Raw genomic sequence first — 14,393 nt, forward strand, 5'->3', positions numbered from 1 at the left:
TAGAGGGGAGGACCGCCCGAGGGGGATTGTCAGCCCCGAGCGCGCGGGCTAAGCCCAAGCCATGCCCAGATACGCGTTCAAGATCGAGTATGACGGAGGCCCGTTCGCCGGCTGGCAACGGCAGGCAGACCAGCCCTCGGTGCAGGGCGCGGTCGAGGCGGCGCTTGCACGCCTTGAACCCGGCGCGCACACGATCGCGGCGGCAGGGCGCACCGATGCGGGGGTACACGCGACCGCCCAGGTGGCCACAGTGGATCTGGCGAAAGACTGGGATCCCTTTCGCCTGTCCGAGGCGCTGAACTTTCACCTGAAACCCGCGCCGGTCTCGATCCTGGCCTGCGCGCGGGTGGAGGATGACTTTCACGCCCGCTTCTCGGCCATCGAGCGGCGCTACTTGTTCCGACTGATGCAGCGCCGCGCACCGGCAACGCATGATCGCGGGCTGGTCTGGCAGGTGCTCAATCCTCTTGATTTGCAGGCGATGCGCGACGGCGCCGCGCATCTGGTGGGCCACCATGATTTCACCACCTTCCGCAGCTCGATCTGCCAGGCGGCAAGCCCGATCAAGACGCTCGATGAGATCCGGATCGAGGAAATCGATATCCCGCATGGGCGCGAATATCGCTTCCACCTGCGCGCCCGCAGCTTCCTGCATAATCAGGTGCGCTCGATCGTCGGCACGTTAGAACGCGTAGGCGCCGGGGCCTGGGCACCCGGGCAGGTCCGCGAGGCGCTTGAGGCACGGGACCGCGCCGCCTGCGGCCCGGTCTGCCCGCCGCAAGGCCTTTACCTGTGCGGGGTCGGCTACCCGAGCGATCCGTTCGAGTCCTCTCACTCGCCCGGATAGCAGGGATGGACAAGCCGGAGAGCGGTAGCATCATTCTGATGCCCTTGCGGCGCGTAATCCCGAACCGTGCGGCGAACGACGTCGATTGCTGCTGTATCCGCTCCACATTCTACCGCGTTGCGCAGATCGCGCAGCGCGGCGGCCATCTCAAGCTCGGACAGGTGATCCTCGTGCACGCGGATGATCTTGGGATGGGCGGTCAACTGCGCGCCGGTTCGGACCATCAGCTCTTCGTGCAGCTTCTCCCCCGGGCGCAGCCCGATAACACGGATCTCGATATCGCCATCGGGATGCGCCGCGTCGCGCACCGAGTAGCCCGCGCCCCGGATCATCTGGCGCGCCAGTTCGCCGATACGCACCGGCGCCCCCATATCCAGAACGAACAGCTCGCCGCCCTCGGCCAGCGCACCGGCGGTCAGCACAAGCCGCGCGGCCTCGGGGATGGTCATGAAATAGCGCGTCGCGCGTTCATCTGTCAGGGTCACCGGCCCGCCGCGCGCGATCTGCCCTTGAAACAGCGGGACGACCGAACCTGACGAGCCCAGCACATTGCCAAACCGCACTATCGAGAACAGGGTTGCACCCTCACGCGCGGCAAGATCCTGCACGGCCAGTTCCGCGAACCGCTTCGAGGCGCCCATCAGGCTGCCGGGACGAACCGCCTTGTCGGAGGACACAAGTACGAAACGCGCCACACCCGCAGCGCGCGCTGCGCGCGCGACCACAGCCGTCCCAAGCGCGTTATTCGCCAGCCCCACTCGCGCGTTTTCCTCGACGATCGGCACATGTTTGTAAGCCGCGGCATGCAGCACGACCTCGACCCCATGCCGACTGAGAATGCTTGCCATATGCGGTGCGTCCATCACCGATCCGAGCACCGAGACCAGCTCAACGCCAAAGGTTTCGGCAAGTGGACGCAGATCTGTCGTAATCCGATACAGCGCAGCCTCGGACAGATCGAGCAGCACAAGCTTCGCGGGGCCACATTGGACAATCTGGCGGCAGAGTTCGGAACCGATGGTGCCGCCAGCCCCCGTGATCAGCACCGAGCGCGCCCGATAAGCATCGCCCCCCAGCGGCAGGCTGCCATCCATAGCAGGCCGCCCCAGCAGGGTGTCTGGCGCCAAGGGCTGATCGGAGCGGTCAATCGCCGCTTCGGGAAATGTCGACAAATAATCGACCTCGACACCAAGCTCCGCGAGCCTGCGCAGAAGCCCCCCACGCCCTGGCTCTGACAGCGCGGGCATGGCGAGGATCACGCGCTCGATCCGGCGTGCCGCAATCAACCGATCCAGCCGGGTCGGCGCGCAAACCTGTATGCCGTTCAGGGTGGCGCCGTGCAGCTCGGGGTTGTCGTCAAGGAACGCGACAACCGAAATATCGCGGCGCGCGCGCAGTTCGGTGGCCAACAGGCGCCCTGCCCGGCCCGCACCGTAGATCGCGACACGCGTCGGACGCTGCCTGCGACCGGATATCAACCGGGCCATCCAAGGCAGAAATGACCTGCTCAGCCCCGCCTCATCCTGCGGTCGTAGCGCTGATCCCCGAAGAATTTTCATGGACATTCCTTCCCGCCATTCGCCCCGGAATCACGCGCCCAGGCCTCGTGATGCTTGCGGCGCAGGGTAAAGTTCCGATTAACTGCTAACGGATCACGCGCAGCGCGGTTTGCCCGATCAACGTCAGGTCGAACCAGACCGAGGCATGGCGCTGATAGAAGAGATCGAGCCGCGCCTTGGCCGGGATACAGCGGCGGCAGTAGATACGGTCGGCCTCTTCGGGGGTGGCACAATGGCCAAGCAGCCGCTCCTCGCGCTGGTGATAGCGCAGCGAGGCAAGCCCGGTTACCCCCGGCCGCGTCCGCAACACGCGGGCGTAAACCTGTGGATACCGCTCGACATATTCGCGCAGCGGCGGGCGCGGTCCGACAAAGCTCAGATCGCCGCGCAGGATGTTCCAGATCTGAGGAAGCTCGTCAAGCCGAGTGCGGCGCAGAAAGCGCCCGGTGCGCGTCACGCGCGCGGCCTTGTGCCCGCCCGAGATGCCGCCATCGCCCTCAACCACCTGCATGGTGCGGAACTTCCAGAGCGTGAACCCCTCGCCCGGGGCTTTCATGCGCTCTGACCGGTGGAGGATCGGCCTGCCCTCAACCAAGGCGACCAGCGCGCAAACGACCACCATGGCAACGGCCAGCAACGGCAGAAGCAGAAGGGCAAAGCCCAGGTCAAAGAGGCGTTTTTCAAGGGTCATGGCAGTTCCCCATCCCGGTGTGAAGTTACATCCGCCATTGAGACACCCATTCGTTGAGAAACCCTTGCCCGCGTCCGGCGTTTTGACACCGATACAATTGGCGTTCTGGACCTTGCCGCGCACCGGTGCTTAGATCGCCGCGCGACAAGGAGGCCCAAATGTCTTTCGGCAAGAACATCCGCACCTATTTCGAAGGCCAATGGCACGAAGGCGACGTGCCCGTAATGCGCGCGGCCGATCACGGCATCTGGCAGGGTAGTTCGGTCTTCGATGGCGCGCGGCTGTTCGACGGCCTCGTCCCCGACCTCGAGGCCCATTGCGCGCGCGTCAATCGCTCGGCCGAGGCGCTGATGATCACGCCGACCGTCGAGATCGCCGACATGGTCGAGATCGCCCGCGAGGGCCTGCGCAAATACAGCAAGGATGCCGCCGTCTATATCCGCCCGATGTACTGGGCGATTCATGGTTCCGATCTGGGCGTGGCCCCGGCGCAGGGCGTGACGGGCTTCGCGCTTTGCCTCGAAGAAGTACCGATGCCCGCGCCCGACGCGACCACGACACTGACCACCACGCAATTCCGCCGCCCCGTGCTGGCCGACAACGTCTGCAACGCCAAGGCGGGCTGCCTGTATCCCAACAACGCGCGAATGCTGGTCGAAGCCAAGCACAAGGGCTTTGGCAACGCGCTGGTGCAGGACGCCATGGGTAACGTGGCCGAAACCGCCACCGCGAACGTCTGGATGGTGAAGGATGGCGAGTTCTTCACCCCCATCGCCAACGGCACCTTCCTCGCCGGCCTCACCCGCAAGCGCCACATGGAGAACCTGCGCGCCGCGGGCTATGTAGTGCATGAAACGGTGCTGACGCTCGACGATTTCCGCAAGGCCGATGAGGTCTTCCTGTCGGGCAACTTCGCCAAGGTCACCCCAGCCGTCGCCTTCGATGACGTGCGCTATGACCATGGCCCGCTGACCCGCAAGGTGCGCGAGATCTATATGGACTGGGCGGCCTCCTGCCCGCTCTGATCGGCACAGTTGCCAAAGCCCCCGGCGCGGGCGATGATCTGCCCAGCCAAGAGGAGATGACATGCGCAAGTTTCTGGTGGTGCTCGACGATACGCGCGAATGCCTCAACGCGATGCGCTATGCCGCGATGCGGGCCGCGCATACCGGCGGCGGGGTGATCATCCTTTCGGTGATCCCGCCCGAGGAATACCAGCACTGGATCGGCGTCGCCGAGATCATGCGCGAAGAGGCCCGCGAGCGTATCGAGGCGCATTTCGAGGTCTTCGCGAAATGGATGCGCGACAAGCAGGGCGTGAACCCTGAACTCGTGATCCGCGAGGGCGAACCGGCCATCGAGATCCTCGACGTGATCCGGCAAGACCCCGAGATCGGCGTGCTTGTGCTGGGTGCGGGCACCGACAAGTCCGGCCCCGGCCCGTTGGTGACGCAACTCAGCCGCAGTTCGGGCTCGCTGCCCTGTCCGCTGACGGTTGTGCCGGGCGATATGTCGAAAGAACGGCTCGAAGAGATTACCTGAGCCCCTGCGACAGCCTGAAAACTTGACCTCTTCGCTCGGAATGCGCATATCACTGCCAAGCCCAAAGGAGGCGCAGATGTTCATTCAGACCGAAACCACCCCGAACCCCGCCACGCTGAAGTTCCTGCCCGGCCAGACCGTGCTTGAGGCTGGCACCGCCGATTTCCCCACGGCCGAAGCTGCCACCAAGTCGCCGCTGGCGCGCCGGATCTTCGCGGTGCCGGGTGTGACCGGTGTGTTCTTCGGCTCGGATTTCGTCACGGTGACCAAGGACGGCGCGACCGAATGGGATCACGCCAAGCCTGCGATCCTCGGCGCGATCATGGAGCATTTCCAGTCCGGCGCCCCGGTGATGGAGGGCGAAGGCCCCGCCGCCGGTGGTCATGCCGATCATGACGAAGGCCCCGATGCCGCCATCGTCATGCAGATCAAGGAGCTGCTCGACACCCGCGTACGCCCGGCCGTGGCGCAGGACGGCGGAGATATCACCTTCCACGGGTTCGAGCGCGGCGTGGTCTATCTGCACATGCAGGGCGCCTGCGCGGGCTGCCCCTCCTCGACGCTCACACTGAAGATGGGCATCGAGAACCTGCTGCGCCACTACATCCCTGAGGTGACCGAGGTGCGTCCCGTTGCCGGCTGACGCGCTTGTCCTTGGCTTCGACACATCGGCCGCGCATTGCGCGGCCGCTTTGTTGCGCGGCGAACGCTGCATCGCGCAGCGCAGCGAAGAGATGGGCCGCGGCCAGGCCGAACGGCTGATGCCCCTGATCGAAGAGCTTCTGGCCGAGGCGGGCGTAAGCTGGCGCGATCTGGACGCGATTGGCGTGGGCATCGGCCCAGGCAATTTCACCGGTGTGCGCATCTCGGTGGCCGCCGCGCGCGGGCTTGCGTTGTCGCTTGGCATTCCGGCCCATGGTGTGTCGCGCTTCGACAGCGAGGTTCTGGGCACCGATGACCCGGTGATGGTCGCCCTCGATGCCCGTCAGGGCAAGATCTACCTGCAAAGCTTCCTTAACGGCGTGGCAACATCCGCCCCGGCGCTTGAGCCGCTTGACGGACTTGCCGCCCCCGCCACGCCGGTGATCGGAGATGCCGCCGCGTCCATGGCCGAGGCGACCGGAGCGACCGCCCTGCGTGCCGCGCGCTATCCCATTGCCGAGGCCATCGCCCGTATCGCCGCCAAGCGGCTGGCCAGCGGCGCCCCGGCGCCCCGCCCCGCGCCGCTCTACATGCGCGCGGCCGATGCGGCCCCGCCCTCGGACCCACCGCCGGTGATCCTCGACTGATGACGCCCGCCGAGCTCGCCAGCCTGCACGCCCGTTGCTTCACCACCCCGCGCCCCTGGGGTGAGGCGGAATTCGCCGAGCTGCTCTCTTCGCGCTTCAGCTTCCTGCTGACCGAACCCGAGGGCTTCCTGCTGGGTCGCGTGATCGCGGGCGAGGCCGAGCTTCTGACCCTTGCCGTCGCCCCCGAGGCGCGGCGCCTCGGCACCGGTCGCAAGCTGGTCGCGCGTTTCGCCGAGGCCGCCACGCAACGCGCCGCCGACACCGCCTCTCTCGAGGTCTCGGCCGAGAATACTGCCGCGCGGGCGCTTTATGCGCAGGCGGGCTGGACAGAATCGGGCCGCCGCAAGGGCTACTATCGCACCCCCGAGGGGTGTCATATCGACGCGGTGATCATGACTCGGGCGCTCGATACGCCCGGCGTTTGACCAAACGCTCAAAACTCTCCCAAGTCTTGCGGCGGCGGGCGAAAATCTCGCTTGACCGGCTCGGAAAGCTGAGCCCTAATTCGGGTGGTCTGCGGGCTTTGTGCCCGCCAACAGCGTTCCGCAAAGGAATGCGCAACCTCGACCGGGAGTGACCCATGACCCTTATGAACAAGTTTCTTGGCGCGGCTGCGGCTCTGGCGCTGTGCTCCGGTGCGGCTCTGGCCGATCCGGCGCTGATCTACGATCTGGGCGGCAAATTCGACAAATCCTTCAACGAGGCGGCCTATGGCGGTGCCAAGAAATGGGCCGACGAAACCGGCGGCTCGTACAAGGAACTCGAGATGCAGTCCGAGGCTCAGCGCGAGCAGGCTCTGCGCCGTCTGGCCGAGTCGGGCGCAAACCCGATCGTCATGACCGGCTTTGCCTTCGGCGACGTGCTGAACACCGTGGCGCCGGACTACCCCGACACAAAATTCGCCATCATCGACATGGTCGTCGATCAACCCAACGTGCGCTCGGTCGTTTTCACCGAAGAGCAGGGTTCCTACCTCGTCGGCATGATGGCGGCGCAGGCCTCGAAGACCGGCACCGTGGGCTTCATCGGCGGCATGGATATCCCGCTGATCCGCAAATTCGCCTGCGGCTATGTGCAGGGCGTGAAGGCCGTGAACCCCGATGCGAAGGTTATCCAGAACATGGTCGGCACTACGCCCACAGCTTGGAGCGACACGGTGAAGGGGTCCGAACTTGCAAAAGCACAAATCTCGCAAGGTGCTGACGTAATTTATCACGCTGCCGGGGGCTCGGGCATCGGCGTCCTGCAGACCGCCGCAGACGAAGGTATCCTCGGCATTGGCGTGGACAGCAACCAGAACCACCTGCATCCAGGCAAGGTGCTGACCTCGATGCTCAAGCGCGTCGACAACGCCGTCTATGACGCCTTCAAGGCGGGCGAGGCAATCGAGACCGGCATACATGTGATGGATCTCAAGGCCGATGGCGTGGGCTATGCGCTGGACGACAACAACGCAGCACTTGTCTCGGATGAGATGAAGGCCTCCGTGGACGCTGCCGCCGAGAAGATCAAGTCGGGCGAGATCTCCGTTCACGACTACATGTCGGACAACACCTGCCCGGTGGAATAATGAACCCGGCACAAGATACGGGGCGGCAGGAGACTGCCGCCCCAGCCATCGAGTTGCGCGGGATCTCGAAAGCTTTCGGCCCCGTGCAGGCGAACAAGGACATCTCGATCCGGGTCATGCCCGGCACGATCCACGGCATCATCGGCGAGAACGGCGCGGGCAAGTCCACGCTGATGTCGATCCTTTACGGCTTCTACAAGGCCGACGCGGGCGAGATCATCATTCATGGCCGCCCCACCCAGATCCCCGACAGCCAGGCCGCGATCCGCGCCGGCATCGGTATGGTCTTCCAGCATTTCAAGCTGGTGCAGAATTTCACGGTGCTTGAGAACATCATCCTGGGCGTCGAGGAGGGCGCGCTGCTGCGCCCCTCGCTGTCCAAGGCGCGCGACAGCCTCAAGCACCTGGCCGAGGAATATGAGCTTGACGTCGATCCCGATGCGCGGATCGAAGAGCTTTCAGTCGGCCACCAGCAGCGTGTCGAGATCCTCAAGGCGCTGTATCGTCAGGCCGACATCCTGATCCTGGATGAGCCGACCGGGGTACTGACCCCCGCCGAGGCCGATCACCTCTTTCGCATCCTCGACAATCTGCGCGCGCAGGGCAAGACGATCATACTGATCACCCACAAGCTGCGCGAGATCATGGAGATTACCGACACTGTCAGCGTGATGCGCAGAGGCGAGATGACCGCGACGGTCAAAACCGCCGAAACCAGCCCCGAGCAACTGGCCGAGTTGATGGTGGGCCGCAAGGTTCTGCTGCATGTCCCCAAGGGCCCTGCCAACCCCGGCGCGACAGTGCTTGAGATCGAAAACCTCCGCGTAGTCGATCAGGACAAGGTCGAACGGATTAAGGGAATCGGTCTGACGATCCGTGCGGGCGAGATTCTGGGCATCGCGGGCGTCTCCGGAAATGGCCAGTCCGAGCTGTTGCAGGTTCTTGGCGGCTATTGCCGCGCCACCGGAAGCGTAAAGATCAACGGACAGGAAATCGACCTGACCGGCAAACACTCCGACGGCCAGTCGCGCCGCGCGCGCGGCATCGCGCATGTGCCCGAAGATCGACACCACCACGGCCTCGTGCTGGATTTCGCAGCCTGGGAGAACATGATCTTCGGCTATCACAACGCGCCGGAATACCAGAAGAACGCGCTGGTCATGGATAACGCAGGCATCGTGGAAAAGACGGAAGGCGCGATGGAGCGTTTCGACGTTCGCCCGCCGATCCCGGGCCTTCCCGCGAAAAGCTTCTCGGGAGGGAACCAGCAAAAGATCGTTCTCGCGCGCGAGATCGAGCGCAACCCCGACCTGCTTCTAGTCGGCCAGCCCACCCGCGGCGTGGACATCGGCGCGATCGAGTTCATCCACAAGCGCATCGTCGAGCTACGCGACGCAGGTAAGGCGGTGCTTCTGGTCTCGGTCGAGCTTGACGAGATCCTGTCGCTCTCGGACCGCATCGCGGTGATGTTCGACGGCCGCATCATGGGCGAGCGCCTGCCCGCCGAAACGAATGAGCGCGAGTTGGGCCTGATGATGGCCGGCGTGACCGGCTCGGGGGAGGCCGCCTGATGGATAAACTTCCGCGTTGGGCCGATGTGGTTCTGGTGCCGCTGATTTCGCTCTTGATGGCGGCTGCGATTTCGGCGCTGGTCATTCTGGCGATCGGTGGCGATCCGGTCGAGGCCGTGAAGGTCATGGTCACGGGCGCGCTCGGGTCAGCCTATGGCTGGGGCTACACGCTTTACTATGCGACCTCGTTCATCTTCACCGGGCTTGCGGTGTCGGTCGCCTATCACGCCGGGCAGTTCAATATCGGCGGCGAGGGGCAGGCGCAGATCGGCGGGCTTGGCGTGGCGCTGGTGTGCCTCGCGCTGCCCTGGCCGCACTGGACCATCGCGCTGCCCGCCGCGATGATCGGCGCGGGCCTGTTCGGTGCCGCATGGGCCGCCATTCCGGCCTATCTTGCCGCCAAGCGCGGCAGCCACATCGTCATCACGACGATCATGTTCAACTATATCGCCTCGGCGCTGATCGTCTATCTGCTGGTCGAGGTGCTGCGCCCCGCAGGCCAGATGGACCCGGCCACCGCGCGCTTCCCGGCTGGCGCCAAGCTGCCGACCTTTGGCGAGATCCCGGGCCTGAGCCTCTTCTTCTCGAAAAACGTGCCCGCCAACGTGACCTTCTTTGTGGCGCTGGCGGCCTGTTGGGGTGTCTGGCTGCTTCTGTGGCGCACGCGCCTTGGCTACCAGATCCGCGCCTATGGCAAGTCCGAGCCCGCCGCGCTTTACGCGGGCATCTCGCCCACGCGGATGATCATGGTCTCGATGCTGATCTCGGGCGGGCTTGCGGGCATGATGGCGATCAACAACGTCATGGGTGAGGCCGAGCGCCTGCTGCAAAACTCGGCCGAGGGCGCGGGTTTCATCGGCATCGCAGTCGCGCTGATGGGGCGCAACCACCCTATCGGGGTTTTCCTCGCGGCGCTTCTGTTCGGCTTCCTCTACCAGGGCGGCGCCGAGATGGGCCTCTGGACGACGATCCCGATTGAGCTGCGACTGCTGCTGCAAGGCCTTGTGATCCTGTTCACCGGCGCGCTCGACAACATGGTGCGGATGATGCTGGGCATCTTCTTCCGCGCCAAGGCGAAGGGGGCCGCGTGATGGATTACGCAACGCTTCTCCAGGTTCTCGACTCGACCCTGCGTCTGGCGACGCCGCTGCTGCTGGCCTGCTTGGCGGGGCTGTTCTCGGAACGCGCGGGGATTTTTGACATCGGCCTTGAAGGCAAGATGCTGATCGCTGGCATGGCCTCAGGCGCGGCCGCCGCGCTGAGCGGGTCGGTCTGGATCGGCCTCATGGCGGGGATCGGCGCCTCGATGATGCTGGCGGCGATCCATGGCGTGGCCTCGATCACCTTCCGCGGCAACCAGTTGATTTCCGGGGTGGCGCTGAACTTCGTGGCCTCGGGCGCGACGGTGCTGATCGCGCAGTCGCTGTTCAGTCAGGGCGGGCGCACACCGCCGCTGTCGGGCGCCGCGCGCTTCAACCCGATCGAGCTGCCCTTCACCGAGGCGATCAAATCCGTGCCCTTCATCGGGCCGTTCTATGCCGATGTGCTCTCGGGCCATTCGGCGCTGGTCTATGCGGCGCTGCTGGCGGTGCCGGTGACCTGGTGGGTGCTTTACCGCACGCGCTTTGGCCTCCGTCTGCGCGCCGTGGGCGAAAACCCGGAATCCGTCGATACCGCGGGCGTTTCGGTCATCCGTCTGCGCTATACGGCCGTTGCCATCACCGGGCTGCTCTGCGGCCTTGCGGGCGCCTATATGGCGACCGGCCTGCAAGCTGGCTTCGGGCGCGAGATGACCGCGGGCCGGGGCTATATCGCGCTTGCCGCGCTGATCTTTGCCAAGTGGCGGCCGTGGTATGCGCTTTGGGCGACGCTGCTCTTTGGCTTCCTGCAGGCGCTTGCCCTGCGCCCCGACGTGATCGAGCGCAGCTTCGGCGTTGCCATCCCGGTCCCGGCGCTGGACGCATTGCCCTATATTCTGACCGTCATCGTTCTGGCTGGCTTCGTCGGCCGTGCCATCCCGCCACGAGCCGGAGGACAGCCATATGTCAAAGAGCGCTGAGCTTGCAGCCCTTGTGCAGGCCCGCGCGGGCACAGAGGCACCGCGCCTTGGGCTGATCCTGGGGTCGGGCCTTGGCCATCTGGCCGACGAGATCGATGGCGTCGCTATCCCCTATGCCGATCTGCCGGGCTTTCCCCATGCCGGTGTGTCGGGGCACAACCCCAAGCTGGTGATCGGCACGCTGGAAGGCGTGCGCGTCGCCGTTTTCGGCGGGCGCGTGCATTACTACGAACACGGCAACCCCGCCGAGATGCGCTTGCCGCTGGAGCTTTTGAAAGCGCTTGGCTGCGAGAGCCTCCTGCTGACCAATGCCGCGGGCAGCCTGCGGGCAGATATCCCGCCGGGCGATCTGATGCTACTAAACGATCATATCGCCTTCGCGGGCGCCAACCCCCTGATCGGCGAGCCGACCGACGCGCGCTTCGTTCCGATGACCGACGCGCATGATGCGCAAATGCGCGCGGCCCTGCGCGCGGCGGCCGAGGCCGAGGGCGTGGCCCTGCCCGAAGGGGTCTATTGCTGGTTCTCCGGCCCCTCGTTCGAGACCCCGGCCGAGATCCGCGCCGCGCGGATATTGGGTGCCGATGCGGTCGGCATGTCCACCGTCCCCGAGATCATCCTGGCGCGCTTCCTGGGGCTGCGCGCGGCGGCGGTCTCGGTGATTACTAACATGGGCGCGGGCATGTCGAGCGAGAACATCAGCCACGAGCACACCAAGGCCATGGCCCCCCTGGGTGCGGCGAAACTGGAGCGGGTCTTGCGACGATATCTGCGCAGCCTCTAGCGGATGTCGCAGGGGCAAGTTGTTTGACACTGCCCACACTGCGGGGCAAGACTGAAACCCCAATCCTGTCGGACTGCCCATGCAGATTTACCTCCCCATCGCCGAGGTTTCGGTCAATGCCTTTCTCCTTCTGGGACTGGGCGGATTGGTCGGACTTCTGTCGGGGTTGTTCGGCGTCGGCGGCGGGTTTCTGATCACGCCGCTTCTGTTTTTCATCGGCATTCCGCCCACCGTCGCAGTCGCCACCGGCGCCAACCAGGTGGTGGCCTCTTCGGTCTCGGGCGTGCTGGCGCAGTTCAAGCGCAAGGCGGTCGATGTGCCCATGGGCCTTGTGCTTCTGGTGGGCGGCCTGATCGGTTCGGGCCTTGGCATTTACGTCTTCAACCTGCTCTCGCGGCTTGGCCAGATCGACCTCGTGGTGCAGCTGTCCTATGTGGTGTTCCTCGGCTCGATCGGGCTTCTCATGTTTCAGGAGTCGCTGCGCGCCATGCGTCGCGCGAAAAGCGGTGCGAAACGCGGCAAGCGCCATCAGCACACCTGGGTCCATAATCTACCGCTGAAGTTCAAGTTCCGCGCCTCGGGGCTCTATATCTCGGTCATCCCGCCAATGCTGGTGGGGGTTGTGGTCGGCATTCTGGCGGCGATCATGGGCGTGGGCGGTGGCTTCATCATGGTTCCGGCGATGATCTACCTTCTGGGGATGCCCACGAAAGTCGTGATCGGCACGTCGCTCTTTCAGATCCTGTTCGTCTCGGCGTTCACCACGCTGATGCATGCCATGACGAACCAATCGGTCGATGTGATGCTGGCGCTCTTGCTGATCCTTGGCGGGGTTGTCGGCGCGCAGTTCGGCTCGCGCCTCGGCGGGCGCCTGAAGGCCGAGCAGCTGCGCATCCTGCTGGCGCTGCTGGTCATCGCCGTGGCGGTCAAACTGGGGCTCGACCTGCTGATCCGCCCCGCCGATCTGTTCACCCTCTCGATGGGGGGCAAGGCATGATACGCTGGCTGCTTCTCTTCCTTGCCATTTGCGCCCTTCCCGCCCGCGCCGAAGAGGTCGTGGCCGGCCTCAGCCAGGACAGCATCAGCATCACGACCTCATTCGACGGCTCCGAGATCCTGATCTATGGCGCCGTGAAACGCGCCGAGCCGGAGCCCGAGGGCGCACAGCTTGGCGTCATCGTAACGCTCGAAGGCCCGGTCGGCCCGGTCACGGTGCGCCGCAAATCACGCGAGATGGGCATCTGGGTGAACACCGAATCTGTCGGGATCGGCGCGGCGCCCAGTTATTACGCCATCGCCACCTCGGATCGGCTGGTCTGGATTCTCGACCCGATCGCCGACGTGACCCACCGCATCACCATCCCGCTTGCGGTGCGCGCCTTCTCGGGGCCGATCGAGGTTTCGGACGCCCGCCCCTTTACCGAGGCGCTGCTGCGCATCCGTGAGCGCGAAGGCCTTTACCGGCTGGATGAAGGCGCCGTGAAAGTCGTCGAGAACACCCTTTTCCGCGCCGATTTCAAGCTGCCCGCGAACCTGATCGAGGGCGACTACAAGACCCGCATCTTCCTGACGCGCGGCGGGCAGATCGTCGACAGTCACCGCGCGGCAATCTACGTGCGCCGGGTCGGGCTGGAGCGTTGGCTCTACGTCCTCTCGCAGGAACACGCGGCGCTTTACGGGTTACTGTCACTCTCGCTTGCCGTTCTGGCAGGTTGGGCGGCCTCCGAGATCTTCCGGATGATCCGCAACTAGCCCCGCCCGACGAAGGGCATCTCGGTCGCCATCACAGTCATGTTCAGCACATTGGCGCCCGGCGGCAGGCTGGCCATATGCAGCACGGCCTTGGCCACATCGCGCGCCTCCATCATCGGCTCGCTGCGCACCGAACCGTCGGCCTGAAGCACCCCGGCCTCCATGCGTGCGGCAAGCTCGGTGCGCGCATTGCCCACGTCGATCTGCCCCGCCGCGATATCAAAGCCGCGCCCGTCCAGCGCAAGCTGCTTGGTCAGCCCGTTGATCGCATGTTTCGTCACCGTATAGGCCAGCGAGCGCGGGCGCGGCACCTGCCCCGCGATCGAGCCATTGTTGATGATCCGCCCGCCCTGCGGGGACTGGGCGCGCATCTGCGCAAAGGCCGCCCGCGCGCAATACACCATCCCGTTGAGATTGACCGAGACCGCCCTGTCCCAGTCGGCCAGATCCATCTCGTCAATCAATGCGCCCTTGGGGAAGACGCCCGCATTGTTGAAAAGCACATCCACCCGCCCGAAACGCGCCACCACCGCAGCGAAGGCCGCATCGACGGCCACCGGGTCGGCCACATCGCAGACCAGCGGCAAGCCATCTCCCTGCGCTGCTACCTCTTCCAGCGGCTCGGTCCGCCGAGCGAGGCAGGCGACCTGCCAGCCGTCTTTCAGTGCCGCCTCGGCAACCGCGCGGCCGATCCCGGCACTTGCCCCTGTCACGATCATCACCGGCATG

General features: G+C 65.2%; 16 protein-coding genes. 13 read left to right on the forward strand and 3 right to left on the reverse strand.

Annotated features, from left to right (window positions below; genetic code table 11):
* The first annotated feature begins 61 nt into the window (after nucleotides 1–61).
* Nucleotides 62–847, forward strand: a complete 786-nt coding sequence (gene truA, locus LZA78_RS09090) for a tRNA pseudouridine(38-40) synthase TruA (protein ID WP_233676623.1) — start codon at nucleotides 62–64, stop codon at nucleotides 845–847.
* On the opposite strand, the gene LZA78_RS09095 is transcribed toward truA, so the two are convergent.
* On the reverse strand, nucleotides 832–2,256 hold the full coding sequence (locus LZA78_RS09095; protein WP_233676624.1) for a polysaccharide biosynthesis protein: 1,425 nt from the start codon (nucleotides 2,254–2,256) through the stop codon (nucleotides 832–834). The genes truA and LZA78_RS09095 overlap by 16 nt on opposite strands.
* 235 nt (nucleotides 2,257–2,491) lie before the next feature.
* A complete protein-coding gene (locus tag LZA78_RS09100; RefSeq protein ID WP_233676625.1) occupies nucleotides 2,492–3,097 on the reverse strand; it encodes a sugar transferase in 606 nt (201 codons plus the stop codon).
* Between the two features lie 158 nt (nucleotides 3,098–3,255).
* Between LZA78_RS09100 and LZA78_RS09105 the strand changes: the two genes are divergently transcribed.
* The 12 genes from LZA78_RS09105 to LZA78_RS09160 all read left to right on the forward strand — a co-directional run bounded on the left by LZA78_RS09105 (nucleotide 3,256) and on the right by LZA78_RS09160 (nucleotide 13,664).
* Nucleotides 3,256–4,122, forward strand: coding sequence for a branched-chain amino acid aminotransferase (locus tag LZA78_RS09105; RefSeq protein WP_233676626.1), 867 nt, complete (start codon nucleotides 3,256–3,258; stop codon nucleotides 4,120–4,122).
* A gap of 61 nt (nucleotides 4,123–4,183) precedes the next feature.
* Complete coding sequence (locus LZA78_RS09110; protein WP_233676627.1) at nucleotides 4,184–4,639, forward strand: universal stress protein; 456 nt, start codon at nucleotides 4,184–4,186, stop codon at nucleotides 4,637–4,639.
* 76 nt (nucleotides 4,640–4,715) lie between these two features.
* Entirely contained in the window at nucleotides 4,716–5,282 is a 567-nt protein-coding gene (locus tag LZA78_RS09115; protein WP_233676628.1) for a NifU family protein, read from the forward strand.
* Nucleotides 5,272–5,928 (forward strand): tRNA (adenosine(37)-N6)-threonylcarbamoyltransferase complex dimerization subunit type 1 TsaB, encoded by a 657-nt coding sequence (gene tsaB, locus LZA78_RS09120; RefSeq protein WP_233676629.1) that lies wholly within the window; start codon nucleotides 5,272–5,274, stop codon nucleotides 5,926–5,928. The genes LZA78_RS09115 and tsaB overlap by 11 nt, the downstream gene beginning before the upstream one ends.
* The gene (locus LZA78_RS09125; RefSeq protein ID WP_233676630.1) at nucleotides 5,928–6,353 is read left to right on the forward strand and encodes a GNAT family N-acetyltransferase; all 426 of its coding nucleotides are present in this window, start codon (nucleotides 5,928–5,930) and stop codon (nucleotides 6,351–6,353) included. Before tsaB ends, LZA78_RS09125 begins: the two co-directional genes overlap by 1 nt.
* Before the next feature lie 155 nt (nucleotides 6,354–6,508).
* Nucleotides 6,509–7,498 carry a BMP family lipoprotein gene (locus tag LZA78_RS09130; protein ID WP_233676631.1) on the forward strand — a complete coding sequence of 330 codons (990 nt, stop codon included), beginning with the start codon at nucleotides 6,509–6,511 and terminating at the stop codon, nucleotides 7,496–7,498.
* Complete coding sequence (locus tag LZA78_RS09135) at nucleotides 7,498–9,069, forward strand: ABC transporter ATP-binding protein (RefSeq protein WP_233676632.1); 1,572 nt, start codon at nucleotides 7,498–7,500, stop codon at nucleotides 9,067–9,069. Before LZA78_RS09130 ends, LZA78_RS09135 begins: the two co-directional genes overlap by 1 nt.
* Nucleotides 9,069–10,160, forward strand: coding sequence for an ABC transporter permease (locus LZA78_RS09140; RefSeq protein WP_233676633.1), 1,092 nt, complete (start codon nucleotides 9,069–9,071; stop codon nucleotides 10,158–10,160). Before LZA78_RS09135 ends, LZA78_RS09140 begins: the two co-directional genes overlap by 1 nt.
* Nucleotides 10,160–11,128, forward strand: a complete 969-nt coding sequence (locus LZA78_RS09145) for an ABC transporter permease (RefSeq protein ID WP_233676634.1) — start codon at nucleotides 10,160–10,162, stop codon at nucleotides 11,126–11,128. Before LZA78_RS09140 ends, LZA78_RS09145 begins: the two co-directional genes overlap by 1 nt.
* A complete protein-coding gene (locus LZA78_RS09150) occupies nucleotides 11,112–11,912 on the forward strand; it encodes a purine-nucleoside phosphorylase (RefSeq protein ID WP_233676635.1) in 801 nt (266 codons plus the stop codon). Before LZA78_RS09145 ends, LZA78_RS09150 begins: the two co-directional genes overlap by 17 nt.
* A gap of 79 nt (nucleotides 11,913–11,991) precedes the next feature.
* Nucleotides 11,992–12,909, forward strand: coding sequence for a sulfite exporter TauE/SafE family protein (locus LZA78_RS09155; protein ID WP_233676636.1), 918 nt, complete (start codon nucleotides 11,992–11,994; stop codon nucleotides 12,907–12,909).
* Entirely contained in the window at nucleotides 12,906–13,664 is a 759-nt protein-coding gene (locus LZA78_RS09160) for a TIGR02186 family protein (RefSeq protein ID WP_233676637.1), read from the forward strand. The genes LZA78_RS09155 and LZA78_RS09160 overlap by 4 nt, the downstream gene beginning before the upstream one ends.
* Here the strand turns inward: LZA78_RS09160 and LZA78_RS09165 are convergent.
* Entirely contained in the window at nucleotides 13,661–14,392 is a 732-nt protein-coding gene (locus LZA78_RS09165; protein ID WP_233676638.1) for an SDR family oxidoreductase, read from the reverse strand. The two genes, LZA78_RS09160 and LZA78_RS09165, sit on opposite strands and share 4 nt — an antisense overlap.
* Nucleotide 14,393 lies beyond the last annotated feature (1 nt).

Source organism: Rhodobacter flavimaris, from assembly GCF_021378075.1.
GTDB classification, from domain to species: Bacteria; Pseudomonadota; Alphaproteobacteria; order Rhodobacterales; family Rhodobacteraceae; genus Rhodobacter; species Rhodobacter flavimaris.

What these genes read in the sequence shown, in the direction of transcription:
- truA (WP_233676623.1), top strand. Translation starts at nt 62, where the DNA reads ATGCCCAGATACGCGTTCAAGATCGAGTATGACGGAGGCCCGTTCGCC.
- LZA78_RS09100 (WP_233676625.1), bottom strand. Translation starts at nt 3,097, where the DNA reads ATGACCCTTGAAAAACGCCTCTTTGACCTGGGCTTTGCCCTTCTGCTT.
- LZA78_RS09105 (WP_233676626.1), top strand. Translation starts at nt 3,256, where the DNA reads ATGTCTTTCGGCAAGAACATCCGCACCTATTTCGAAGGCCAATGGCAC.
- LZA78_RS09110 (WP_233676627.1), top strand. Translation starts at nt 4,184, where the DNA reads ATGCGCAAGTTTCTGGTGGTGCTCGACGATACGCGCGAATGCCTCAAC.
- LZA78_RS09115 (WP_233676628.1), top strand. Translation starts at nt 4,716, where the DNA reads ATGTTCATTCAGACCGAAACCACCCCGAACCCCGCCACGCTGAAGTTC.
- LZA78_RS09125 (WP_233676630.1), top strand. Translation starts at nt 5,928, where the DNA reads ATGACGCCCGCCGAGCTCGCCAGCCTGCACGCCCGTTGCTTCACCACC.
- LZA78_RS09130 (WP_233676631.1), top strand. Translation starts at nt 6,509, where the DNA reads ATGACCCTTATGAACAAGTTTCTTGGCGCGGCTGCGGCTCTGGCGCTG.
- LZA78_RS09135 (WP_233676632.1), top strand. Translation starts at nt 7,498, where the DNA reads ATGAACCCGGCACAAGATACGGGGCGGCAGGAGACTGCCGCCCCAGCC.
- LZA78_RS09140 (WP_233676633.1), top strand. Translation starts at nt 9,069, where the DNA reads ATGGATAAACTTCCGCGTTGGGCCGATGTGGTTCTGGTGCCGCTGATT.
- LZA78_RS09145 (WP_233676634.1), top strand. Translation starts at nt 10,160, where the DNA reads ATGGATTACGCAACGCTTCTCCAGGTTCTCGACTCGACCCTGCGTCTG.
- LZA78_RS09150 (WP_233676635.1), top strand. Translation starts at nt 11,112, where the DNA reads ATGTCAAAGAGCGCTGAGCTTGCAGCCCTTGTGCAGGCCCGCGCGGGC.
- LZA78_RS09155 (WP_233676636.1), top strand. Translation starts at nt 11,992, where the DNA reads ATGCAGATTTACCTCCCCATCGCCGAGGTTTCGGTCAATGCCTTTCTC.
- LZA78_RS09160 (WP_233676637.1), top strand. Translation starts at nt 12,906, where the DNA reads ATGATACGCTGGCTGCTTCTCTTCCTTGCCATTTGCGCCCTTCCCGCC.
- LZA78_RS09165 (WP_233676638.1), bottom strand. Translation starts at nt 14,392, where the DNA reads ATGCCGGTGATGATCGTGACAGGGGCAAGTGCCGGGATCGGCCGCGCG.